We start from the raw sequence: 23,957 nt of genomic DNA, 5'->3' as shown, positions 1-23,957 counted from the left end.
ATCGTCAACCAGACAATGCAACGAAGGGACCACAGATGAAGCTCCGCCAAGCCACTGCCGCGCTGACCGTCGCCGGCATTCTCGTTACTTCCGCCGCCGGCGCCGCCGGCTGGTCTCCCAGGGAATGGTTCGCCCGCCAGGACAGCGCGCCGCCAGCCGCCACGGCAGTCGCACCGGCCGCCGGCACGGTCGCGCCGGCAACCGCGCCCAACTACCGCGCCATCGTCGAGCGCTTCGGCCCGGCCGTGGTGGGCATCAATACCGAGGGCACGACGAAGACCGCTGCACGCGGCGACAACGATGACGACCCGTTGTCGCAATTCTTCCGCGGCATGCCGGGCCGCGGCGGCCAGTCGCCGGTGCCGGTGCGCGGCCAGGGCTCGGGATTCATCGTCGGCCAGGACGGCATCATCCTGACCAATGCCCATGTGGTGAAGGATGCATCCGAAGTGACGGTCAAGCTGTCCGACCGGCGCGAGTTCAAGGCGCGGGTGCTGGGCAGCGACCCGGCCACCGACGTCGCGGTTCTGAAGATCGACGCCAGCAAGCTGCCGGTGGTGAACCTTGGCGACCCGAAGCGCCTGGGCGTGGGCGACTACGTTCTGGCCATCGGCTCGCCCTTCGGCTTCGAGCAGAGCGCGACTTCCGGCATCGTCAGCGCCAAGGGCCGCAGCCTGCCCGGCGACGCGTATGTGCCCTTCATCCAGACCGATGTCGCCGTCAATCCCGGCAACTCCGGCGGACCGCTGTTTGACGCCAGCGGCGCGGTGGTGGGCATCAACTCCCAGATCTACAGCCAGACCGGCGGCTATATGGGACTGTCGTTTGCGATTCCGATCGACGTGGCGCTGTCGGTAAAGGACCAGATCGTGGCCACCGGCCGGGTCAGTCATGCACGGCTGGGGGTTGCGGTGCAGGAGCTGAACCAGACCCTTGCCGACTCCTTCAAGCTGCCGCAACCGGAAGGCGCGCTGGTATCGTCGATCGACCGCAACAGCCCGGCCGCCAAGGCCGGCCTGCAGCCGGGTGACGTGATCCTGTCTTACAACGGCCAGACCATTGCCCGTTCCGGCGACCTGCCGGCGCAGGTCGGCCTTGCCAGGCCGGGCGACCAGGCGAAGCTGGAAGTCTGGCGCAACGGCCGCAAGGAAACCCTGACCGCCACCCTGGCCGGCTCGTCCGAGAAGCTGGCCGCGGCATCCCCAGCCAGTGCGGCGCGCGGCAAGCTGGGCGTGGCGGTGCGGCCCCTGACCGACGAGGAAAGGCAGGAGGCTCACCTGCGCGCCGGCCTGTTGGTGGAACAGGCCGGCGGCGCCGCGGCCCGCTCCGGCGTCGAGCCCGGCGACATCATCGTGGCCATCAACGGCACCCCGATTGCCAGCGTGCCGGAGTTGCAGAAGCGGCTGGAGCAGGCCGGCGGGCAGGCCGCGCTGCTGGTGCAGCGGGGGGATACGCAGATCTTCGTGCCGGTGAAGCTGGGTTGAACGGACTCGAACGGGACGCGCGGCGCCTCTCGTAGGGCGGAATACCCCGAAGGGGCATTCCGCGGCATCGTCACGACGACAGTGCAATCGTCGTGCGGCCTTTGACGTCAACAGAAAGCGGCAAACTGCCTCGCACTGACGTTTTGCCACGTAGAACACGGCACGCATGCCTTCTCGTCATGACCAGGACGGAGTCCGCCCCTGCAGGCGCCCCAGGGAAGCGATAGCGGTATTTGGGGATGACGTCTGCGGTGACTTCCGCACTGCGGGCACCATTCTTGATCGACCGCCTGGTGGATTGCCCCTTTGGGGTATTCCACCCTACTATCCAGACGCTGTGCCAATCCGCCGCCTGCCGGTCTCCGGCGCAGCCAGCGCCTCCACCTCCCGCATGGTGTCGCGCGAGCGCTCCACCAGCGCGATGTAATCCTCGGTATCGCGGGTCTTGGCGGCGACCTCGTCGTCGTTCAGCGAGCGCAGCACCCGCGCCGGCATGCCGACCACCATGCTGCGTTCCGGCACCTGCATGCCCGAGCGCACGAAACTCATTGCCGCCACCAGCGACTCGGCGCCGATTGTCACGCCGTCCATCACCACCGCATTCATGCCCACCAGCGCATTGCGGCCGATGCGGCAGCCGTGCAGGATCGCGCCATGGCCGATGTGGCCGTAGGTTTCGATCACGGTGTCGTACTGGGTATAACTGTGCATCACGCAGGCGTCCTGCACGTTTGCGCCCGCCTCCAGCACGATGCGGCCGAAGTCGCCGCGCAGGCAGGCGGTGGGGCCGATGTAGCAGCGCGGGCCAATGATCACGTCGCCGATCAGCACGGCGCTCGGATGCACATAGGCGGTGGGATGAACGACCGGTGTGATGCCGTCGATGGAATAGACTTTGACCATGCTGTTGCTCTGGTGGCGAAATGGCCGCTATGGTAACCGATGGGCGGCCTGCGCAGCGCAACTCATCGGTCTCATCGGGCCATCCCTTTCAGGTCGCCGGCTTCTTCTTCAGCTGCTTCTCGAATGCCACGTCGAGCTTGCTCACCCGCTTCGGCGTCTGCGGCCCGTAGGCATTGACGAACTCGACGAATTCATCCTGCTCCAGCGACGGGCTGAGCCGCTCCATGTCGCCGCTGTCGGTCATGACGGTCAGGTGGAACAGGCCATCGGCGCTGCGCACCATCGAATAGTCGGGGTTGCCGCTGCGCCGCTTGAGCCTGTCGACTGCCGCGCTTGCCCTGGTTGATCGCATTCCCGGTCCTTGCGTCTTTGTGAAGCAGGCATGATAAGGCAGATCGGGCGGCGCTGTTTTGATCCGGGCCGCCGCCCCGTGCCATTGCTAGGCTGCCACCCGCGGCGCCATCGCGTCGCGCACCTGCTGCAGCGAGGCGGGATCCTCGATCGTGGTCAGGTCGCCCGGATCGCGGCCCTCGCAGACCGCCTGTATCGCCCGGCGCAGCAGCTTGCCGGAGCGGGTCTTGGGCAGCATCGAGACCACATGCACCTGGGCAGGCCGCGCCACCGCGCCGAGCTGGCGGTCGACTGTTGCCATGATCTCGGCCTGCAGCGCTGCCACGCCATCGCTTGCCACCGCATGCCGGGGAATGACGAAGGCCACCGCCACCTGGCCCTTCAACTTGTCTTCCACGCCCACCACCGCCACTTCCGACACGTTCGGATGGCTGCAGATGCTGGCTTCGATCTCGCGCGTGCCCAGCCTGTGGCCGGCGACGTTGATCACGTCGTCGGTGCGGCCGAGGATGAAGTAATAGCCGTCCGCATCCCGTATGCCCCAGTCGAAGGAGGAGTACACCGGCTCGTTGAAGTTGGACCAGTAGGTATTGAGGAAACGCTGGTCGTCGCCGTACACCGTCTGCATGCATCCCGGCGGCAGCGGCGCTTCCAGCACCAGCACGCCCTTCTCGCCTGCGCCGCATTCCTCGCCGCTGACTTCGCTGATGACCTTGACCCGGTAGCCGGGCATCGGCACGCCGGGGCTGCCCAGGCGGGTCGGCTTGTCCTCGATGCCCTTGGCGATCGACAGGATGGGCCAGCCGGTCTCGGTCTGCCAGTAGTTGTCGATCACGGGCACCTTCAACGCATCGGCGATCCAGGCGGATGTGGTTTCATCCAGCGGCTCGCCGGCCAGGTAGAGCGCCTTCAGCGACGACAGGTCATGCCTGTCCATCAGTTCCTGCGGCTGCTTGCGCAGCACGCGGATCGCGGTCGGCGCGGAAAACATTCTCGTTACGCGGTATTTCTCGACCAGCTGCCACCAGATGCCGCCGTCAGGCCGTGTCGGCAGGCCTTCATACATCACGGTGGCCATGCCGGCGATCAGCGGGCCATAGACGATGTAGGAATGCCCGACCACCCAGCCGATGTCCGAGGTGGCGAAGAAGGTCTCGCCGGCCGCGCCGCCGAAGATATGCTGCATCGACGACGCCAGCGCCACCGCATAGCCGCCCACGTCGCGCTGCACGCCCTTGGGCTTGCCGGTGGTGCCCGAGGTGTAGAGGATGTAGGACATCTCGTTGGATTCCAGCCAGGTCACCGGCACCGTGGCATCGAGATACTGCTGGCGCAGGCTGGCGTAGTCCACGTCGCGGCCCTGCTCCATCTGCATCGGCACCATCCCACGGTCTACCAGCAATACCCGCTCGGGCTTGTGGCTGGCCAGGCGCAGCGCCTCGTCCAGCAAGGGCTTGTAGGGCACCCGCTTGCCGCTGCGCGAGCCGGCGTCGGCGGACACCACCAGCCTGGGCTGGGCATCGTCGATGCGGGTGGCAAGGCTATTGGCCGCAAAGCCGCCGAACACCACCGAATGCACGGCGCCGATGCGGGCGCAGGCCAGCATCGCGAACACCGCCGGCGCAATCATCGGCATGTAGATCAGCACCCGGTCGCCGCGCGCCACGCCCAGCGACAGCATGATGGCGGCCATGCGCTCGACCTCGCGCTGCAGTTCGCCGAAGGAATAGATGTGTTCCCGCGGGCTGCCGTCCGCATCTTCCTCGGTGCTGACCGCGATCAGCGCGGCCCGCTCGGGATGACTCTGTGCCCAGCGGTCGACCGCGTTGTAGCACAGGTTGGTGCGCCCGCCGGTGAACCACTCGTTGAACGGCTTGCGGCTGTCGTTGAGCACCCGGGCATACGGCGTTTCCCAATGGATGCGTTGTGCCTCCTGATCCCAGAATGCCTGGGGGTCGTCGATCGAGCGCTGGTAAAACTCTGCATAGTTCATGGTATGTCTCCTCCGGTTCCATCCCTGTGCTGCGTGACGATGGTGCTGAATGCGTCAGAAAGCGTCGCCCGGCACCCTTACCCATCCTTCCATCAATACCCTTGCGCTGCGGCTCATGATGGCCTTGTCGACTTTCCATTCGCCTTCGACCTGGCTGGCCTGGGCGCCGACCCGCAGCGTGCCGGACGGATGGCCAAAGCGCACCGCCTCGCGCGCGCCGCCGCCGGCGGCCTGGTTGACCAGGGTGCCCGGTATTGCTGCGGCGGTGCCGATCGCCACCGCCGCCGTACCCATCATCGCGTGATGCAGCTTGCCCATCGACATGGCGCGCACCAGCAAGTCGACATCGCCGGCGCCGACCTTCTTTCCGCTGGACGACACATAGTCGGCCGGCTTCGCAACGAAGGCGATCTTGGGCGTGTGCTGGCGCCTGGCCGCCTGGTCCACGTCCTGGATCAGGCCCATGCGCACCGCGCCATAGGCCCGCAGGGTTTCGAATTTCGTCAGCGCCACCGGGTCGCTGTTGATCGCGTCCTGCAGCTCGGTGCCGGTGTAGCCGATGTCCTCGGCATTGACGAAGATGGTGGGAATGCCGGCATTGATCATGGTGGCCTTGAGCGTGCCGATGCCCGGCACCTCCAGATCGTCAACCAGGTGCCCGGTCGGGAACATCGCGCCGCCCGCGCCCTCTTCCTCGGCCGCCGGGTCCATGAATTCCAGTTGGACTTCGGCTGCTGGAAAGGTCACGCCGTCGAGTTCGAAGTCGCCGGTCTCCTGCACCATGCCATCGGTCATGGGCACATGGGCAATGATGGTCTTGCCGATATTGGCCTGCCAGATGCGCACCGTGGCCATGCCATTGCGCGGGATGCGGGACGCATCGATCAGGCCGTTGCTGATGGCGAACGGGCCGACCGCCGCCGACAGGTTGCCGCAGTTGCCGCTCCAGTCGACGAAGGCGCTGTCGATCGACACCTGGCCGAACAGGTAGTCCACATCGTGGCCGGGCCGCGTGCTGGCCGACACGATGACGGTCTTGCTGGTGCTGGAGGTGGCGCCGCCCATGCCGTCGATCTGCTTGCCATAGGGGTCTGGGCTGCCGATCACGCGCAGCAGCAGCGCATCGCGCGCCGCGCCGGGTGACTGGGCGCGCTCCGGCAGGTCCTGCAGGCGGAAGAACACGCCCTTGCTGGTGCCGCCGCGCATATAGGTGGCGGGTATCTTGATTTGAGCTTGATGAGCCATGGACATGGTTCCTGATGAATGAGAGCTTGCCGTCTGGCGGCAGGCGGCGGCGCGTGCGCGCCGCCGCGATGACGATGATGCTATGGGACTGCGCTTACGCAGCGCTGACGGACTCGAGGAAGTCCTGGGCGAAGCGCTGCAGCACGCCGCCGGCTTCATAGATCGACACTTCCTCGGCGGTATCGAGCCGGCAGGACACTGGCACTTCAATGCGCTCGCCATTCCTGCGATGGATCACCAGCGTCAGGTCCGCGCGCGGCTTGCGCTCGCCGACCACGTCGAAGGTCTCGGTGCCGTCGATGCCCAGCGTGATGCGGTTCACGCCCGGCTTGAACTCCAGCGGCAGCACGCCCATGCCGACCAGGTTGGTGCGGTGGATGCGCTCGAAGCCTTCGGCGACGATCGCTTCCACCCCAGCCAGCCGCACGCCCTTGGCGGCCCAGTCACGCGAGGAGCCCTGGCCATAGTCCGCGCCGGCGATCACGACCAATGGCTGCTTGCGCTCCATATAAGTCTCGATCGCTTCCCACATCCGGGTAACCTTGCCTTCGGGCTCGATGCGCGTGAGCGAGCCGGGCCTGACCTTGCCATCGACCACCACCATCTCGTTCTTCAGCGTCGGATTGGCGAAGGTGGCGCGCTGCGCGGTCAGGTGGTCGCCGCGATGGGTTGCATAGGAGTTGAAATCCTCTTCCGGCAAGCCCATCTTCGCCAGGTATTCGCCGGCGGCGCTGTCGGCCATGATCGCGTTGGAGGGCGACAGATGGTCGGTGGTGATGTTGTCGCCCAGGACCGCCAGCGGCCGCATGCCCGTCAGGGTGCGCGCGCCGGCCAGTGCGCCTTCCCAGTACGGCGGGCGGCGGATATAGGTCGTCTGCGGACGCCAGTCGTACAACGGCTTGACCTGCTCGCCGTTGTCTACCGTAAGCGCAAACATCGGCCCATACACCTTGCGGTACTGTTCCGGCTTCACGCTGGAGGCAACGATGGCATCGATCTCCTCGTCGGACGGCCAGATGTCGGCCAGCGTCACCGGCTTGCCCTGGGCGTCGGTGCCCAGCACATCCTTCTCGATGTCGAAGCGGATCGTGCCGGCGATCGCATAGGCCACCACCAGCGGCGGCGAGGCCAGGAAGGCCTGCTTCGCATACGGATGGATGCGGCCATCGAAGTTGCGGTTGCCCGACAACACCGCGGTGGCATACAGGTCGCGCTCCACCACTTCCTTCTGGATCACCGGATCGAGCGCGCCGCTCATGCCGTTGCAGGTGGTGCAGGCGAAGGCCACCACGCCAAAGCCCAGCTTCTCCAGTTCCGGCATCAGGCCCGCTTCCTCCAGGTACAGCGCCACCGTCTTCGAGCCAGGCGCGAGCGAGCTCTTGACCCAGGGCTTGCGCTGCAGGCCCAGCCGGTTTGCATTGCGTGCCAATAGGCCCGCCGCAATCATGTTGCGCGGATTGTTGGTGTTGGTGCAGCTGGTAATGGCCGCGATGATCACCGCGCCGTCCGGCATCAGGCCGGGTTCGTTCTCGACCTTGCCGCTGATGCCGCGCTCGGCCAGCTGCGAGGTCGGCACCCGGTTGTGCGGATTGCTCGGGCCGGCGATGTTGCGCACCACCGTCGACAGGTCGAAGTGCAGCACCCGCTCGTAGTCCGCATTCTTCAGGCTGTCGGCCCAGAGGCCGGTTTCCTTCGCATAGGTCTCCACCAGGCTGACCAGTTCATCCTCGCGGCCGGTCAGCTTCAGGTAGCGGATGGTCTGCTCGTCGATGTAGAACATCGCGGCGGTCGAGCCGAATTCGGGTGCCATGTTGGAAATGGTTGCGCGGTCGCCCAGCGTCAGGTGCGCCGCGCCCTCGCCGAAGAATTCCAGGTAGGACGACACCACCTTGGACTTGCGCAGGAACTCGGTCAGCGACAGCACGATGTCGGTGGCGGTGATGCCCGGCTGCGGTTTGCCGGTCAGCTCCACGCCGATGATGTCGGGCAGGCGCATGTACGACGCCCGGCCCAGCATCACGCTCTCGGCTTCCAGGCCGCCGACGCCGATGGCGATCACGCCCAGCGCATCCACCATCGGCGTATGCGAGTCGGTGCCGACAAGGGTGTCGGGGAAGGCCACGTTGTCCTTGACCTGCACCACCGGGCTCATGCGCTCCAGGTTGATCTGGTGCAGGATGCCGTTGCCGGGCGGGATCACGTCGACATTGCGGAAGGCCTTCTTGGTCCAGTTGATGAAGTCGAAGCGGTCTTCATTGCGGCGGTCTTCGATGGCGCGGTTTTTGTTGAAGGCGTCGGGATCGAAGCCGCCGCATTCCACCGCCAGCGAATGGTCCACCACCAGTTGGGTCGGCACCACCGGGTTCACCAGCGCCGGGTCGCCGCCCTGGGCGGCGATGGCGTCGCGCAGGCCGGCGAGGTCCACCAGCGCGGTCTGGCCCAGGATGTCATGGCACACCACGCGTGCTGGATACCACGGAAAGTCCAGGTCGCGCTTTCTTTCGATCAGCTGCTTCAGCGAGTCGGTCAGCATGGCCGGGTCGCAGCGGCGCACCAGGTTTTCCGCCAGCACCCGCGAGGTGTAGGGCAGCCTGTCGTAGGCGCCGGGGCTGATGGCGTCGACCGCGGCGCGGGCGTCGTAATAGTCCAGCCCGGTGCCGGGAAGCTGCTTGCGATATTCGAGGTTCATGATGATCCTGCTTTACTTGCGGTCGTTGATGGGCACGAAGGCCAGATCTTCCGGGCCGACATAGTTGGCGCTCGGGCGGATGATCTTGTTGTCGATGCGCTGCTCGATGATGTGCGCGGCCCAGCCGGAGGTACGGGCGATCACGAACAGCGGGGTGAACATCGCGGTCGGCACGCCCATCATGTGGTAGGACACGGCCGAGAACCAGTCGAGGTTGGGGAACATCTTCTTGATGTCCCACATCACGGTTTCCAGGCGGTCGGCGATGTCGAACATCTTGGTCGAGCCGGATTCCAGCGACAGGTTGCGCGCCACTTCCTTGATCACCACGTTGCGCGGATCGGAAATGGTGTAGACCGGGTGGCCGAAGCCGATGATGACTTCCTTGTTCTCCACGCGCTTCCTGACATCGGCCTCGGCCTCGTCCGGATTGTCGTAGCGCTTCTGCACTTCGAACGCGACTTCATTGGCGCCGCCATGCTTGGGGCCGCGCAGCGCGCCGATCGCGCCGGTGATGGCCGAATACATGTCCGAGCCGGTGCCGGCAACCACGCGGCCGGCGAAGGTGGAGGCATTGAATTCATGCTCGGCATACAGGATCAGCGACACATGCATCGCCTTGACCCAGGACTCCTTGGGCGCATGGCCGTGCAGCAGGTGCAGGAAGTGGCCGCCGATGGAATCGTCATCGGTCTCGACCTCGATGCGGCGGCCGTTGTGGCTGTAGTGGTACCAGTACAGCAGGGCCGAACCCAGCGAGGCCATCAGGCGGTCGGCGATATCGCGCGCGCCCGGCGTGTTGTGGTCATCCTTTTCCGGCAGCACGCAACCCAGCACCGACACCGCAGTGCGCATCACGTCCATCGGATGGGACGATGCAGGCAGTGCTTCCAGCACGGTCTTCAGGTTGCTCGGAATGCCGCGCAGCGAGCGCAGCTTGGCCTTGTAGCCCTTCAGTTCGCCGGCGGTCGGCAGCTTGCCGTGCACCAGCAGGTAGGCGATTTCCTCGAACTCGGAGGTATTGGCCACGTCCAGGATGTCATAGCCGCGGTAGTGCAGGTCGTTGCCGGTCTTGCCCACGGTGCACAGCGCGGTATTGCCGGCGGTGACGCCGGACAGGGCAACGGATTTCTTCGGTTTGAATGCGGCTGTTTGTTGATCGCTCATTGTTTTCTCCTGTATCTGCTTGATCTGATTCATCTGCTTAGCGGGCTTTTTGCTGCGCGAACAGCGCGTCGAGCTTTTGCTCGAAGTCGTGGTAGTTGATGCGGTCATACAGCTCCATGCGGGTCTGCATGGTATCGACCACATTCTTCTGGGTGCCCTCCCGGCGCACGGTGTTGTAGACGTTCTCGGCGGCCTTGTTCATGGCGCGGAAGGCCGACAGCGGGTACAGCGCGATGCCGACATCGGCCGTTTTCAGTTCTTCCACGGTAAACAGCGGCGTGGCGCCGAACTCGGTGATGTTGGCCAGGATAGGCACCTTCACCGCGTGGGCGAACTGCTTGTACATCGCCAGCTCGGTGATGGCTTCCGGGAAGATCATGTCGGCGCCGGCCTCGACGCAGGCCACCGCCCGCTCGATTGCCGACTCCAGGCCCTCGACGGCCAGCGCATCGGTGCGGGCCATGATCACGAAGTCCGGGTCGGTGCGGGCATCCACCGCAGCCTTGATGCGGTCGACCATTTCCTGCTTGCTGACGATTTCCTTGTTGGGCCGGTGGCCGCAGCGCTTGGCGCCGACCTGGTCCTCGATATGCATGGCGGCGGCGCCGAACTTGATCATGGACTTGACGGTGCGCGCGACATTGAAGGCCGAGGAGCCGAAGCCGGTGTCGACGTCGACCAGCAGCGGCAGGTCGCAGACGTCGGTAATACGGCGCACGTCGGTCAGCACATCGTCGAGGTTGGAAATGCCCAAGTCCGGCAAGCCCAGCGAGCCGGCCGCGACACCGCCGCCGGAAAGATAGATGGCGCGAAAGCCCGCGCGCTTGGCCAGCAGCGCATGGTTCGCATTGATGGCGCCGATGACCTGCAGCGGGGATTCTTCCTTGACGGCTTGCCGGAATGCGGCGCCTGCGGAGCGTAATGTCATGATGGTCCTGAATGAAGAGGTTTCAGATGGAACGGTACGGATGCCTTAATTGCAATGGCCGTGCCAGAATTTGCGCAGATCGGCATCTCCTCTATTTTTTAAATAAGAATCAGTACCTTGCATGACTCTTCCATAGGGTGGCACAAAATCTAAACTGTTCTGCGGTCAGCAAATATGTTTCAATACCGGGCACCACGTGAAACATTGAAACAGGAGTGAAACATGGCGTCCGGCTTTGATGAAACATCGCTGCATGTAGACAAGCCGGTGTTGTGGACGGTGTCGATCTCCCGTCTTTTCCACCTGTTCCGCGACATCACGCCGGAATTCGACGAGCGCGCCGTCATCGAGCCGATCAATCTGGGTTTCGAGGAAGCGGTGGAACACATCCGCGCCCGCCTGGAAAACGAACGATGCGACGCGGTCATCGCGGCCGGCTCGAATGCCGCCTATCTGAAGAGCCGCCTGCCGGTTCCGGTAGTCGTCGCTCGGGCCAGCGGTTTCGACGTGATGCAGGCGCTGGCCCGGGCGCGCCGCATCTCGGCGCAGATGGGCATCATTACCTACCAGGACACGTTTCCCCAGCTGACTGAATTCCAGTCGGCATTCGGCCTGCGCATCGCGCAGCGCACCTATGCCACCGCTGAGGATGCCCGCACCCAGATCGGCGAACTGAAGGCGGCCGGCGTGAAAGCCATCGTCGGCACCGGCCTGATCATGGACCTGGCCGAGGAAGCGGACCTGGCCGGCGTGTTCCTCTATTCCGCCGGCTCGATCCGCCAGGCCTTCGAGGACGCACTGGAAATCGCCCGTTTCACCCGCCTGGAAAGCGGACGCGGACGCAGCGGCACGGTCAGCGCCGCCCTGCGTGCCCGCCACGGCTTGAAGGACCTGCGCGGCGACTCCGCCGCCATGCAGTCGGTGCGCCAGACGGTGATGCTCTATGCCCGCTCGCCGGCAACCGTGCTGATCCAGGGCGAAACCGGTTCCGGCAAGGAGCTTGTCGCGCAGGCCATCCACCGGGAAAGCATGCTCGGCCATGCCGCCGGCAAGCCTTTCGTCGCCGTCAATTGCGGCGCCATCGCGGAATCGCTGCTGGAATCCGAACTGTTCGGCTACGAGGAAGGCGCCTTCACCGGCTCGCGGCGCGGCGGCCGTCCGGGCCTGTTCGAGGCGGCGCACCGGGGTACGCTCTTCCTGGATGAAATCGGCGAGATGCCGCTGGCGCTGCAAACCCGCCTCTTGCGGGTGCTGGAAGAACGCGAGGTCATGCGGGTAGGCGGCACCCGGCCGATTCCCGTGGATGTGCGCATCATCAGCGCGACCCACTGCGACCTCGACGCCCGGGTGCGCGACGGCGCCTTCCGGGCCGACCTGTTCTACCGGCTGTCGGTGCTGCGTCTGCGCCTGCCATCGTTGCGGGAACGCCCGGAAGACCTGACCGGCCTGGCGGAATGGCTGCTGAAGAACGCCCTGGCGGCGCTGGGCGTGCGGCCGCATGCCAATCTGCATGCGGAAGTCCAGGCTTGCGGCCCGCTGCTGCGAAGTTATGGCTGGCCAGGGAATGTGCGCGAGCTGCGCAACCTGATGCAGCGCCTGGCGCTGTTCCTGTCAGCCGAACCGCTGCAGGCGCTCACGCCCGCCTTCGTTGCGTCGGTTGCGCCGGAACTCGGTGTGGCACCCCCAGCGCAGCAGGAAGTGCCAATGGAAGAAGAAAACGACGTATTGCACGTGCTGGCCCGCTTCGGCGGCGACCGCGGCGCCGCTGCGCGCCATCTGGGCATCAGCCGCACTACCTTGTGGCGCCGGGTCAGGCAGGCGGAAGCCCAAGCACCGGATTGAGGCGACGCTGCGCTGTGCCGGTGCAAGGAAGCGGCGACGGCGAAATGCGCCTTCGCCGCCGCAACCCTGCCTACTCGTCCTTCGCGCCGTCGATGCCCAGCTCGTGGATCTTGCGGGTGATGGTGTTGCGCCCGATGCCCAGCCGGACTGCGGCATCGTTCTTGCGCCCATGGGTATGGCGCAGCGCGGTCTTGATCAGGGCCGACTCGAACTGGCGTCCCAGCGCATCCATCACTTCCGGACGGCCGGCGGCCAGCATTTGCGCCGCTTCGCTTTCCAGCAGCGCAATCCAGTTCGGCCGCTCGGGCGGCGCCATGTCCGCATAGGCGGGCGGCATGGTGCTGGCAAGGGCCGGGCTGGCGGGGTGGTAGCTATCCGCGGCAGCCGGGGCCGGGGCGACGAATTGCGGCGCGGGCGCCATCGCGGGCTGGGCGCTGCCCGCGGCCAGGTTCTGCTGGCCTTCCAGCAGCTCGGGCGGCAGATCCTTGACCTCGACGGTCTGGCCCGGCGCCATCACGGTAATCCAGTTGCACAGGTTTTCCAGCTGGCGCACATTGCCGGGCAATTCCAGATGGGACAGGAACTGCATCGCATGCTCGGACATGCGCTTGGCTTCCACGCCCAGCTGCTTGGCGCTCTGCGACAGGAAATGCCGGGTCAGGATGGGAATATCCTCGCGCCGCTCGCGCAAGGACGGCAGGCGCAGCCGGATCACGTTGAGCCGGTGATACAGGTCCTCGCGGAACAGGCCGTCCCGCACCCGCGTCTCCAGGTTCTGGTGGGTCGCAGCAATCACGCGCACATTGGCCTTCAGCGGCTGATGGCCGCCGACGCGGTAGAAATGCCCGTCCGACAGCACCCGCAGCAGGCGGGTTTGCAGGTCGAATGGCATGTCGCCGATCTCGTCCAGGAACAGCGTGCCGCCCTCGGCCTGCTCAAAGCGGCCGCGGCGGGTGGCCTGGGCGCCGGTGAAGGCGCCGCGCTCATGGCCGAACAGTTCGGATTCCAGCAGGTCCTTGGGAATCGCCGCGGTGTTGAGCGCAATGAAGGGCTGCGATGCGCGCGGGCTGTGCTTGTGCAGCGCCCGGGCCACCAGCTCCTTGCCGGAGCCGGATTCACCGGTGATCAGCACCGTCACATTCGACTGCGACAGCCGGCCGATCGCCCGGAACACATCCTGCATCGCCGGCGCCTGGCCGAGGATTTCCGGCGTTTCGGAAATCGTCTGCTCCTCGTTGGCTTCGCGCAGGCTTTCTTCCAGCGCCCGGCGGATCAGTTCCACCGCCTTGTCGAGATCGAAGGGCTTGGCGAGGTATTCGAACGCGCCGCCCTGGAAGGCGGCCACTGCCGAGTCCAGGTCCGAGAACGCGGTCATGATGATCACCGGCAGGCCCGGATGGCGCGCCTTGGCCGCCTGCAGCAGTGCCAGCCCGGACTCGCCCGGCATCCGGATGTCTGAAACCAGCACCTGGGGCGCGGTAGTCTGCAACGCCTCCATCGCGTCGCGGGCATTTGAAAAACTCCGCGTCGCGAGGTTCTCTCGCGCCAGCGCCTTTTCGAGCACCCAGCGTATCGATTCGTCGTCGTCAACTATCCAGATTGGTTTCATATGTGTTCTGCATCCCGTATTACGTTATTCTTCGGCCCCGGCGCGATCAGCGCCAGCGGGCAGGCATCAGGGCAGAGGTATCAGTATCCTGAAATCCGTGCATCCCGGACGGCTCTCGCATTCGATCACTCCCATGTGCTGCTGAATGAAGGTTTGCGCCAGCGTCAGTCCCAGTCCGCTTCCGCCGTCGCGGCCGGAAACGAGCGGATAAAAGATGCGATTTTGAATCTCAGGGGGAATCCCCGGCCCGTTGTCCACGATATGCAAGTCTAATGCCAGGCGATAACGAACCTTCACCAGCGTGACCTGGCGCGCCACCCTGGTCTGGAAGGTCAGCACCGCGTCGCCCGCCTCGATCCGTTTCGCGAGGGCCTGCGCCGCGTTATGGGCAATGTTCAGCACGGCCTGTATCAGCTGTTCCTTGTCGCCGCGGAACTCGGGCACGGAAAGGTCGTAGTCCCGCTTGATGGTCAGCCCGTTCGGGAACTCGGCCATGATCAGGCTGCGCACCCGCTCGAACACTTCATGGATGTTGACGTCGCCCACGATATGCGGCCGCCGGTGCGGCGCCAGCAGGCGGTCCACCAGGGTCTGCAGCCGGTCGGCTTCCTTGATGATGACCTGGGTGTATTCGCGCAGCGGATTGAGCTGCCGCTCCGGCAGTTCCAGTTCCAGCAGCTGCGCCGCGCCGCGGATGCCGCCCAGCGGATTCTTGATCTCGTGCGCCAGGTTGCGGATCAGTTCCTTGTTGGCCTGGCTCTGGTCCATCAGGCGCTCCTCGCGGTCGAGCTTCAACTGCTGCACGTTCTCGCGCAGCTCGATCAGCACCGGCATCTGCGGGTCGTCCAGCGCGGTCACCATCAGGTGCACCTGCAGCGGATCGCGGCCGACGCGCTCCAGCACCAGATCCTGGCGCTTGTCGTCGAACAGATGGGCGGCTGCCTGGGTAAAAATATGCTGCAGCTGGTCGCCGTTGAGGAACATGTCGGTCAGCCGCTGGTTCTGCATCACTTTCAGCGAACTTTCCAGCAGGTTTTCAGCAGCGGGATTGGCATAGCTGATGCAGCCTTGCGCATCGAGCACGATGACGGCGGACGCAAGCAGGTCCAGTCCGGCGAGGGAGGGAAATTTGATAGTCACGAAGGGTTGGTCACAATCTCTGGCGCAAATGAAAAAGGCCGCAGTATGCGGCCCGGTCGGCGAACGCAAATGCGTATGCTATTTTAAATTGCCTATCTCGCGCTTCAGCGCTTCGATATTTTTTTCGGTGCGGCTCACATCGTCCTTCAGCGCCGCCACCCTGTCCTGGTACTTGGCATAGTTGCGCTCGTCGCCGCGACGCTCGGGCTCGCCGTTGTTGTATTCCTGTTTGAGCGCAGCCAGCTTGCGTTCCTCGCCCTTGAGTTCCTCGGCCAGGATCTGCATCCGGTCATTGTCGCGCGCCTTTTGCGTGGCGCTGTCTATCTTCGGAAAGTCGCCCGGACTGGTGGCGCCGGCGGGACGGGTCAGTGCGGCGGTCTGCGCGATCGGCTTCTTGTAGGGCGACGGGATCATCGAAATGCCCTGCATGTCGACCCGCTTGCAGCCCTTGGTCTCGCCGGTGTTCTTGTATTCCCGGCTGCCGTCGCTGTTCATGCAAACCCAGACATCGGTCTGCGCATGCGCGCTGGTCAGCATGGCGGCGCCAAGCAGGAGCGAAGACAGGAAGGAGGACGAGGAGAGAGTCGGCATAACTTTCTTCCTGGAAATTTTTAAAAACGTTAGTGTAGGGCAAGGAGGCCGCCCTGACAAACATTGTTAGCCGGTTTGGGCGCATGCACAACAGTGCACGACAAGCCCGAAAGCGAAAAAGCGGGAAAGGCCGCCGGCCTTTCCCGCTTTCAGGGCATCCATCGGTCGTGAGCGACCGATTACAGCGAGTAGTACATGTCGAACTCGATCGGATGCGTGGTCATGCGGAAGCGCTGGACTTCCGTCATTTTCAGCTCGATGTAGGCATCGATCATGGCGTCGCTGAACACGCCGCCACGGGTCAGGAACTCGCGATCCTTGTCCAGGGCTTCCAGTGCTTCGTCGAGCGAGGAGCAGACGGTCGGGATCAGCTTGTCTTCCTCCGGCGGCAGGTGGTACAGGTCCTTCGAGGCAGCCTCGCCCGGATGGATCTTGTTCTGCACGCCGTCCAGGCCAGCCATCAGCAGCGCGGCGAAGCACAGGTACGGGTTGGACGAAGGATCCGGGAAGCGGGTCTCGATACGACGGCCTTTCGGATTCGACACGTGCGGAATGCGGATCGACGCCGAGCGGTTGCGGGCCGAGTAAGCCAGCTTCACCGGCGCTTCGAAGCCAGGAACCAGACGCTTGTAGGAGTTGGTGCCCGGGTTGGTGATCGCATTGAGCGCCTTGGCGTGCTTGATGATGCCGCCGATGTAGAACAGCGCGAACTCGGACAGGCCGGCATAGCCGTCGCCTGCAAACAGGTTCTTGCCGTCTTTCCACACGGACTGGTGCACGTGCATGCCGGAACCATTGTCGCCAACGACAGGCTTGGGCATGAAGGTGGCGGTCTTGCCGTAGGTGTGGGCGACGTTCCAGACGACGTACTTCAGGTTTTGGGTCCAGTCGGCGCGCTCGACCAGGGTCGAGAACTTGGTGCCGATTTCGTTCTGGCCGGCGCCGGCCACTTCGTGATGGTGCACTTCAACCGGGATGCCCAGCGATTCGAGGATCAGGCACATTTCCGAGCGCATGTCCTGGAAGCTGTCGACCGGGGGAACCGGGAAGTAGCCGCCCTTGACGGTCGGGCGATGGCCGGTGTTGCCGCCTTCGAACTTCTCGCCGGTGGACCAGGATGCCTCTTCCGAATCGATCTTGACGGAGCAGCCGGACATGTCGACCTTCCACTGCACGCTGTCGAAGATGAAGAACTCGGGTTCCGGACCGAAGTAGGCGGTGTCGCCAAGGCCGGAGGACTTCAGGTAGGCTTCAGCGCGCTTGGCGATGGAACGCGGATCGCGGTCGTAGCCCTTGCCATCGGAAGGTTCGATCACGTCGCACTGCATGAACAGCGTGGTCTCTTCCATGAACGGGTCGATGTTGGCGGTGTTCGGGTCCGGCATCAGGATCATGTCCGATGCTTCGATGCCTTTCCAGCCAGCGATGGAGGAACCGTCGAATGCATGGCCAGATTCGAACTTGTCCATATCGAAGTGAGACACGGGAACAGTGACGTGCTGTTCCTTGCCCCGGGTATCTGCGAAGCGGAAATCAACGAATTTGACTTCGTTGTCTTTCACCATTTTCAAGACCTCTGCGGCCGTCATTGCCATGCGAATCTCCTAAATTGAGCAAATTGATAGTGGTTGGTCAGCCGGGGAACACGCGCCGGTTTGGGACGATAGCCTGGGATGCGACCGAACTCAGGCCGGAATGATAGCAGATTCCATGCCACCGAATTGATCAAAGCCAATGAAACTGTTACGCGCTAATCTTGCCGGTTTATAAGGCGAAAAACCGGTCGGAAAAAGATTGTTGTCCAGGCACCTTTTTACGGCTGCACCGCGATTGGGCGCCACCAGCCATTCACGCACACATACGGTGCATAAGCATGCAATGGCATTCTTTAGCGCCCCGCGCTGGTGCATAGTGCTTTCCTGGATTTGTCAGCGTTATAATGCGCGCTTTCAAACCGGGAGGACAAAATGATATCTGCCGAAGACATCCTCAGCCTGGCGCGCGCTCGCGCAGCATCGGAACAACTGCCCTACGCAGGCGCGGTCACACCCCAGGAAGCCTACGCACTGCTGCAATCGGCGCCGCATGCCAAGCTGATTGACGTTCGCACCAATGCCGAGCGTGACTGGGTCGGCAAGGTGTCGCTCCCCGAAGAAAAGCAGGGCGCGGTGCAATGGAATCTCTATCCGGGTGCAAGCCCAAACCCGGATTTCAGCGCACAACTCTCACAACAGGCCGGGAAAGACGACATCCTGCTCTTCCTGTGCCGTTCCGGCGTGAGGTCCCGCCATGCAGCCAAGCTGGCCACCGAACAGGGTTACAGGAACGCTTTCGATATCCTGGAAGGCTTTGAGGGCGACAAGGATGCCGACGGCCATCGGAAGACGGTGGGCGGCTGGTGCAAGGCCGGGTTGCCATGGACTGGGGCCTGAATAGCTTCAGTTAGCGTCCGCAGCCGCTGCAGCGGTACCCGCCGGCTGCATCTTCCTCACGCCTTCCCGCTGCTAGCCACGTCAGCGGAAACCGCAGCGCCAGACCCGCCGGCGCTGCCAGATTCCCCGAGTGTCGCTGCGTTTTCCAGCCAGAGCCGGTCAGCCCACCTTCACTGAGTGTTCACGCGTGGCATGGAAGGTGATTTTCGGCCAGCGTTCCTGCGTCAGGCGCAGATTCACCCCCGAGCTGGCCAGATAGGCCATGTTGCCTGCCGCGTCGAAGGCGATGTTGTGGCCGGCCGCCGACTTTTCGAAATCCGCCAGCACCCGCTTGTCATCGCAGGAGATCCAGCGCGCACTGCTGATGCTCGTGCCTTCGAACACCGCGTCGACGCCGTACTCGTTCAGCAGTCGGCTGGCGACCACCTCGAACTGCAGCACGCCCACCGCGCCCAGAATCAGGTCGCTGCTGTTGACCGGCTTGAAGACCTGCACGGCGCCCTCCTCGCCCAGCTGCTGCAAACCCTTGTGCAACTGCTTGACCTTCAGCGGATTGCGGATACGCACCGAGCGGAAGAAGTCCGGCGCAAAGTAGGGAATGCCGGTGAATTGCAGCAGTTCGCCTTCGGAAAAGCTGTCGCCGATCTGCATGTTGCCGTGGTTGGGCAGGCCGATGATGTCGCCGGCATAGGCTTCCTCGACCTGCTCGCGCGACGACGCCATGAAGGTCACCACGCTCGAGAGCTTGATGTCGCGGTTCAGGCGCAGATGCTTGATCTTCATGCCGCGCTCGAAACGTCCGGAGCAGACGCGCAGGAAGGCGATCCGGTCGCGATGGGCCGGGTCCATGTTGGCCTGGATCTTGAACACAAAGCCGGAAAACGGCGTTTCGGCCGGCGACACCGCGCGCACCGTTGCGTCGCGCTCGCGTGGCGGCTGCGCCCAGTCCAGCAGCGCGTTCAGGATTTCCCGTACGCCGAAGTTGTTAATGGCCGAACCAAAGAAAACCGGCGTCTGCTTGCCCGACAGGAAAGCGTCCAGGTCGAAGGGATGCGATGCGCCATGCACCAGTTCGACCTCCATCTTCAACTGCTCGATTTCGAGCGGGAACATCTGCGCCAGCCGCGGATTGTCTATGCCCTTGATGACTTCGAAGGTCTGGTCCGCCTTTTCGCTGCCGGGCGAGAACAGCATGATCTCATCGCGCAGCAGGTGGTACACGCCGCGGAAGGTCTTGCCCATGCCGATGGGCCAGGTAATTGGCGCGCACTGGATGTCGAGCACCGATTCCAGTTCATCCAGCAATTCGAGCGGATCGCGTGTTTCGCGGTCCATCTTGTTCATGAAGGTGATGATGGGCGTGTTGCGCATCCGGCAGACGTTAAGCAGCTTGATCGTCTGCGCCTCCACGCCCTTTGCGGCATCGATCACCATCAGCGCCGAGTCGACCGCGGTCAGCACCCGGTAGGTATCCTCGGAAAAATCCTGGTGGCCCGGCGTATCCAGCAGGTTGACCACATGATCACGGTACTCGAACTGCATCACTGAGCTGGCCACCGAAATGCCGCGCTGCTTTTCAATCTCCATCCAGTCCGACGTCGCATGGCGGCCGCTCTTGCGCGCCTTGACCGTGCCCGCCAGCTGGATCGCGCCCGAAAACAGCAGCAGTTTCTCGGTGAGTGTCGTCTTGCCGGCGTCCGGGTGGGAAATGATGCCGAAGGTGCGGCGGCGGGCAACTTCGCGGGCGATCAGCTCGCCGGATGCGTTGCGCGTTGCCGGCACGGCAGCGTCGCTTGGCAGATCGGGAATGGATGACATGGCAGGGGCCTTGCGAAAAGGCGAGAAGTCTACCGCCTATTGCGACTGAAGTCTAATTGGCCGAACGCCGGTTAGCGTCGCATTTCCCGCAGCCGGAACTGCAGCCTGTCTATCGCGATGTCGAGATCGCGCTGCATGCTCAGCTGGCGCCGGCCGGCATCCTGCCTGCGGTCCAGCAAGCGCTCCATTTCATTGAGCAGCGAGTTGCGCCGCTCAGGCGAGAGATTGGGACGGCGCAGCTCCTTGCGGATCTCTTCCATCCGCCTGTCGTTACGGCGCGCTTCGTTCTGGTCGTTTTCCAGCATGCCGCGAAAACGCTGCACCTCGCCCTCCAATGCATTGATTTCCCGGCCCTGGCGATACTGGTCAAGAAAAGGTGCCCGCAAGTGCGGCGGGCAGTCGCCCACATTGTCTGGCCGGCCGCGGCGGCCAACCTCGAAGCCGTTTTCAGGCTGGCAGTAGCTGAGCAGGCCCTCCATCCTGCCCGAGAGGTAAGCATCCAGGTCGGGCTTGATATCGGCCTTGGCGCAGGCGCTCGCATGACTCTGCAAGCGGCTGGCAGGCTCTCCGTTTGCGCCATCCGTAAAGCCTATCTGGCGCCAGTCCGCGTTCCTGCACTGCTCGGGGCTCAGGGATGCACATGAAGCAAGAAGCAATGCACAGCTTCCAAGGGCTAAGGGTTTAAACATGTCGTCTCTCCGGGAATTGACTCTATGTAATGGTTTTTTGTTCGAGTATCCCATCCTGCAAGCAAAAAAACCCGCGGCGCATCGCACCGCGGGTTAAGTCGCTGCCTGCAAGCTGCACAGGAAGATCACGGTTTCAGGTTACGCCGACCGGTTGACCTTTCCTTGCGCGCCGACAAAAGTCATTAATAAAGCAAAAGCGTCCGTGCCCTGACGGCAACGGACGCTTTAATTACAGGCGCCTTTAATGTTGTGAAAGCCCTGCCCTACATCTGACGCGGCTTGAACTGCTTGTCGCTGATGCGGAACTTGTTGCGCCGGTCACCCATCAGGCTGCGCAGTTCGGCAATGCTAAGATCAGTGACTTCATGCATGCGAATCAGCAGCGAGGCGCCCACCGGAAGCCGGCGGTGCCGGATCTTGCTGATGACAGGTGGTGCAACTTCCAGTGCGCGCGACAGTGCCGCGTCGTTTTTGAGCTTTAATCTGCCGATAATGGAAGCCAGCAGATTGTCCGGGTCATATTTCACCGTATTGGCGTTGTGCTCTGTGCTCATGTCGTCTCGCTCTTGGTTAGTTTGGTATTTGCATTCTGGCTACGGAGAACATTGCCATTTTGATATATCGCAAGCGTCCTTTCAGCAAGAGGTTATTAAAGCCGCTCTTTAAAGGAACCAACTCGCACTAATCGCGGAATGGTTATTTGCCATCTCCGAATTCGGCCTCTTCTTCCAGATAGTCGTCCCGGCAATTGCTGCTGCAAAAACGGCGCACGCTGTCGACAGGCTGGTCGCAATACCAGCAGCTGCCCTTGGGCTGCAGCGCCATCAGCGCTCCGGCATTGCGGGGCGTGTTACCGGCCGCAGCGGATGGACGCGGTTCGTGGTCGGAATGCGCTTCGATCATGATGTCCTCCTGAATGCACAGCGAATTACTGAAAAACAAGAACCCGGCAAAGAAGATTACATTTATGACAACTAGATCGCATGCGTGTAATCAAAGGTCTGCACAATTGCCCTTCTTATTCACCGCAAGCCTTAGCTTGTTCAAGCCCCTGTTGCAGCAAGACTGGACAGAAGCATCCAATCCAATCGGGACGTCGCGCTACTGTCGAGGGCCAGCAGCAACCAGCAGACTGCAACGGATTTTTTCCAGAAGTACCGCATCGATGGAGCCGCGCCACCACCGCAGCGCAAAGGCTTTTTGCCTGGCATGGCCGACAATCACAAGGTCGGCGTTGAGTTGATTGGAGAGCGCCTGGATAATGTCGGCCGGCTCACCGACCTCGAGATGGTCGACCACGTGCAGGCCGGCTTCGGCAAGCAGCGCGTGTCCGGCTGCAATTTCCTGTTCCATTTTCTGCTTTTCCGCCACCAGGCCTTCTTCCACGCTCAATACTGCAGCAGCGGCATATTCCCCTACCAGCAAGTAAGGGGGCGGCGTGACTACCACCACCAGATGCACCTGCGCTTCCGGCCCGGGCGCGAGCTTGATGCATTCGTGTAATGCATAGCGGCTTTCGGGACTTCCGTTATAAGCAACCAGAATCGTGCGGTACATAAATGTCTCCTTCACGTAGCGGTGCGGTGGGTGGATGTAATGGCCGGATGGTAACCGCTATACGGCCGGGTAGCAACATGTCCCTTTTGCCACCTTGGACCGTTTCCGAAGGACTCAGCGAATGACTCAGGCCGTCACTGCCAATGTCCCCTTTGCCTGATTCTGCTTTCTAAGAAAAAGCAATATCATTTCGCGCACGATATGCCGCTCGTCATGTTCCAGCACATGCAAATCTTCTACGAGTGAAACCTCGTCCCGCGTCATTCGCGCCAATAGCGCGGTCACTTCAGTGTTCTGGTCAGATGTGGAGGCATGGGACGCCTCGGCCACGGTACCGAAGCGCAGCCAGTCGGCAGGTACATCCAGCCAACTCGCGAGGACACGCAGCTTGTCTTGTGTCGGTATCGCCTGGGCCAACAGCCATTTACGCGCTGCATGCACCGTAATTGGCCGGCCCGGATAAATTTCGTTGAAGTGGCGCGCCAGCACGGTAGGACTGTCCGGCGCATACCGCGCCCGGCGCAGTGCATTCCTGAGCCGCCCGGCAAACTCTTCTCGTTCTTCCATAATGTGCATATTGGCCTCCCTTCAAGGCAGTAGCGCGTGGCGGGTGCCAAAGTCCGCTCGTTTATTGTTAATCCAGGCGATCACTCGTTGCGATGACAGAGCAATGTGTATGCGTAGGCTACTCGAAAGCAGTTTCGAGTATCTGTGCGGCAACCAACATAGGAAGGATTGCGTATCCCTATCGCCAATGGCATGCTCTGGCGCTTGAACCAAGGAGAGACGATGCAAAATGCTGCAAGAGAAACAGGCAGAAATGTCTTCAATGAGCCTTTGGTGCCTTGCTCATTTGACCCGCTGACGGGTTATTTCAGGGATGGCTGCTGCCGCACAAGCGAAGAAGACACCGGCACGCATGTAGTGTGCGCGATCATGACAGCTGAGTTCCTGACTTTCAGCCATTCCAGAGGCAATGACCTGAGCACTCCACGCCCCGAATGGGGGTTTCAAGGGCTCAGACCCGGCGACCAATGGTGCCTTTGCGCGCTGCGCTGGAAGGAAGCATGGCAGGCAGGCGTTGCGCCGCGCGTGGTTTTGGAAAGCACCAACAGCAGGGTGCTCGACTTCATTGCGCTCGATGACTTGCAAAAATATGCATGGCAGCCGGACCTCGCCTGAAAGCCGGCTGCCGGGACGAAGACGGGTGCCTAGCGCCCGTCGTAATTCCTGCGTCGTGACGGTTGAAGCAATACTCGCAAGGCAACGTCAATGTCGACTCGCCGGTTCTTGAGGAAATTGGCTGCATAGCCGGTGCCGTGAAGCTGCTGCATACGAATACCCTGCTTTACAAAACGGGCGGTATGCCAGTCCGGGCGCGTCGGTGTGGAAGCGGGAAAGTCCCAGGAATCTTCATTTCTGTGCGTCTGCATGATCGTCTTTTTGTAAAGGTAAGGAAATACAGGAACTACGTTATGGCAACTTTTAACGACGCATCATTCTAAACTCATCGATTTCC

The 23,957-nt window shown here is 62.9% G+C and carries 22 protein-coding genes; 4 read left to right on the top strand and 18 right to left on the bottom strand.

Annotated features, from left to right (window positions below; translation table 11 throughout):
- Positions 1-35 precede the first annotated feature (35 nt).
- On the top strand, positions 36-1,484 hold the full coding sequence (locus KTQ42_RS05375) for a DegQ family serine endoprotease (RefSeq protein ID WP_217344573.1): 1,449 nt from the start codon (positions 36-38) through the stop codon (positions 1,482-1,484).
- Positions 1,485-1,808: 324 nt separating this feature from the next.
- On the opposite strand, the gene KTQ42_RS05370 is transcribed toward KTQ42_RS05375, so the two are convergent.
- The 7 genes from KTQ42_RS05370 to prpB form a co-directional block, all read right to left on the bottom strand.
- Entirely contained in the window at positions 1,809-2,387 is a 579-nt protein-coding gene (locus KTQ42_RS05370; RefSeq protein WP_217344572.1) for a transferase hexapeptide repeat family protein, read from the bottom strand.
- 88 nt (positions 2,388-2,475) lie between these two features.
- Positions 2,476-2,739 carry a hypothetical protein gene (locus KTQ42_RS05365; protein WP_217344571.1) on the bottom strand — a complete coding sequence of 88 codons (264 nt, stop codon included), beginning with the start codon at positions 2,737-2,739 and terminating at the stop codon, positions 2,476-2,478.
- Between the two features lie 87 nt (positions 2,740-2,826).
- Positions 2,827-4,731, bottom strand: a complete 1,905-nt coding sequence (locus tag KTQ42_RS05360; RefSeq protein WP_217344570.1) for a propionate--CoA ligase — start codon at positions 4,729-4,731, stop codon at positions 2,827-2,829.
- A 54-nt stretch (positions 4,732-4,785) separates the two neighbouring features.
- The gene (gene prpF / locus KTQ42_RS05355) at positions 4,786-5,976 is read right to left on the bottom strand and encodes a 2-methylaconitate cis-trans isomerase PrpF (RefSeq protein ID WP_217344569.1); all 1,191 of its coding nucleotides are present in this window, start codon (positions 5,974-5,976) and stop codon (positions 4,786-4,788) included.
- 94 nt (positions 5,977-6,070) lie between these two features.
- The gene (gene acnD / locus KTQ42_RS05350) at positions 6,071-8,665 is read right to left on the bottom strand and encodes a Fe/S-dependent 2-methylisocitrate dehydratase AcnD (protein WP_217344568.1); all 2,595 of its coding nucleotides are present in this window, start codon (positions 8,663-8,665) and stop codon (positions 6,071-6,073) included.
- Positions 8,666-8,677: 12 nt separating this feature from the next.
- Positions 8,678-9,832, bottom strand: a complete 1,155-nt coding sequence (gene prpC, locus KTQ42_RS05345; protein WP_217344567.1) for a 2-methylcitrate synthase — start codon at positions 9,830-9,832, stop codon at positions 8,678-8,680.
- 37 nt (positions 9,833-9,869) lie between these two features.
- Entirely contained in the window at positions 9,870-10,760 is an 891-nt protein-coding gene (prpB, locus tag KTQ42_RS05340) for a methylisocitrate lyase (RefSeq protein WP_217344566.1), read from the bottom strand.
- 222 nt (positions 10,761-10,982) lie between these two features.
- On the opposite strand from prpB, the gene prpR reads away from it, so the two are divergent.
- A complete protein-coding gene (prpR, locus tag KTQ42_RS05335; RefSeq protein ID WP_217344565.1) occupies positions 10,983-12,602 on the top strand; it encodes a propionate catabolism operon regulatory protein PrpR in 1,620 nt (539 codons plus the stop codon).
- Between the two features lie 70 nt (positions 12,603-12,672).
- On the opposite strand, the gene ntrC is transcribed toward prpR, so the two are convergent.
- From ntrC to KTQ42_RS05310, 5 genes are all read right to left on the bottom strand, one after another.
- Entirely contained in the window at positions 12,673-14,211 is a 1,539-nt protein-coding gene (ntrC, locus tag KTQ42_RS05330; protein ID WP_217344564.1) for a nitrogen regulation protein NR(I), read from the bottom strand.
- A gap of 66 nt (positions 14,212-14,277) precedes the next feature.
- The gene (gene glnL / locus KTQ42_RS05325) at positions 14,278-15,351 is read right to left on the bottom strand and encodes a nitrogen regulation protein NR(II) (RefSeq protein WP_217344563.1); all 1,074 of its coding nucleotides are present in this window, start codon (positions 15,349-15,351) and stop codon (positions 14,278-14,280) included.
- 78 nt (positions 15,352-15,429) lie between these two features.
- Positions 15,430-15,942 carry a DUF4124 domain-containing protein gene (locus KTQ42_RS05320; protein WP_217344562.1) on the bottom strand — a complete coding sequence of 171 codons (513 nt, stop codon included), beginning with the start codon at positions 15,940-15,942 and terminating at the stop codon, positions 15,430-15,432.
- A gap of 179 nt (positions 15,943-16,121) precedes the next feature.
- Positions 16,122-17,537: a type I glutamate--ammonia ligase gene (glnA, locus tag KTQ42_RS05315; protein ID WP_217344561.1), complete on the bottom strand. Its 1,416-nt coding sequence runs from the start codon at positions 17,535-17,537 to the stop codon at positions 16,122-16,124.
- A 90-nt stretch (positions 17,538-17,627) separates the two neighbouring features.
- Positions 17,628-17,852, bottom strand: a complete 225-nt coding sequence (locus tag KTQ42_RS05310) for a hypothetical protein (protein WP_217344560.1) — start codon at positions 17,850-17,852, stop codon at positions 17,628-17,630.
- A gap of 57 nt (positions 17,853-17,909) precedes the next feature.
- Between KTQ42_RS05310 and KTQ42_RS05305 the strand changes: the two genes are divergently transcribed.
- On the top strand, positions 17,910-18,374 hold the full coding sequence (locus tag KTQ42_RS05305; RefSeq protein WP_217344559.1) for a rhodanese-like domain-containing protein: 465 nt from the start codon (positions 17,910-17,912) through the stop codon (positions 18,372-18,374).
- 159 nt (positions 18,375-18,533) lie between these two features.
- On the opposite strand, the gene KTQ42_RS05300 is transcribed toward KTQ42_RS05305, so the two are convergent.
- From KTQ42_RS05300 to KTQ42_RS05275, 6 genes are all read right to left on the bottom strand, one after another.
- On the bottom strand, positions 18,534-20,192 hold the full coding sequence (locus tag KTQ42_RS05300; RefSeq protein WP_217344558.1) for a peptide chain release factor 3: 1,659 nt from the start codon (positions 20,190-20,192) through the stop codon (positions 18,534-18,536).
- 71 nt (positions 20,193-20,263) lie between these two features.
- Positions 20,264-20,881: a DUF2799 domain-containing protein gene (locus tag KTQ42_RS05295; protein WP_217344557.1), complete on the bottom strand. Its 618-nt coding sequence runs from the start codon at positions 20,879-20,881 to the stop codon at positions 20,264-20,266.
- Positions 20,882-21,144: 263 nt separating this feature from the next.
- Positions 21,145-21,435, bottom strand: coding sequence for a hypothetical protein (locus KTQ42_RS05290; protein WP_217344556.1), 291 nt, complete (start codon positions 21,433-21,435; stop codon positions 21,145-21,147).
- A 142-nt stretch (positions 21,436-21,577) separates the two neighbouring features.
- Positions 21,578-21,784 (bottom strand): hypothetical protein, encoded by a 207-nt coding sequence (locus KTQ42_RS05285; RefSeq protein ID WP_217344555.1) that lies wholly within the window; start codon positions 21,782-21,784, stop codon positions 21,578-21,580.
- Between the two features lie 198 nt (positions 21,785-21,982).
- The gene (locus KTQ42_RS05280; protein ID WP_217344554.1) at positions 21,983-22,438 is read right to left on the bottom strand and encodes a universal stress protein; all 456 of its coding nucleotides are present in this window, start codon (positions 22,436-22,438) and stop codon (positions 21,983-21,985) included.
- Between the two features lie 126 nt (positions 22,439-22,564).
- Positions 22,565-23,014: a hypothetical protein gene (locus KTQ42_RS05275; RefSeq protein ID WP_217344553.1), complete on the bottom strand. Its 450-nt coding sequence runs from the start codon at positions 23,012-23,014 to the stop codon at positions 22,565-22,567.
- Between the two features lie 213 nt (positions 23,015-23,227).
- Between KTQ42_RS05275 and KTQ42_RS05270 the strand changes: the two genes are divergently transcribed.
- Positions 23,228-23,620, top strand: coding sequence for a DUF2237 domain-containing protein (locus tag KTQ42_RS05270; RefSeq protein ID WP_217344552.1), 393 nt, complete (start codon positions 23,228-23,230; stop codon positions 23,618-23,620).
- Positions 23,621-23,957 lie beyond the last annotated feature (337 nt).

It is taken from the genome of Noviherbaspirillum sp. L7-7A (assembly GCF_019052805.1).
In the GTDB taxonomy this organism is placed as follows: Bacteria; Pseudomonadota; Gammaproteobacteria; order Burkholderiales; family Burkholderiaceae_D; genus Noviherbaspirillum_A.
Note: the sequence above shows the minus strand (reverse complement) of the source record. Positions and strands in the feature narration are given on the sequence as shown.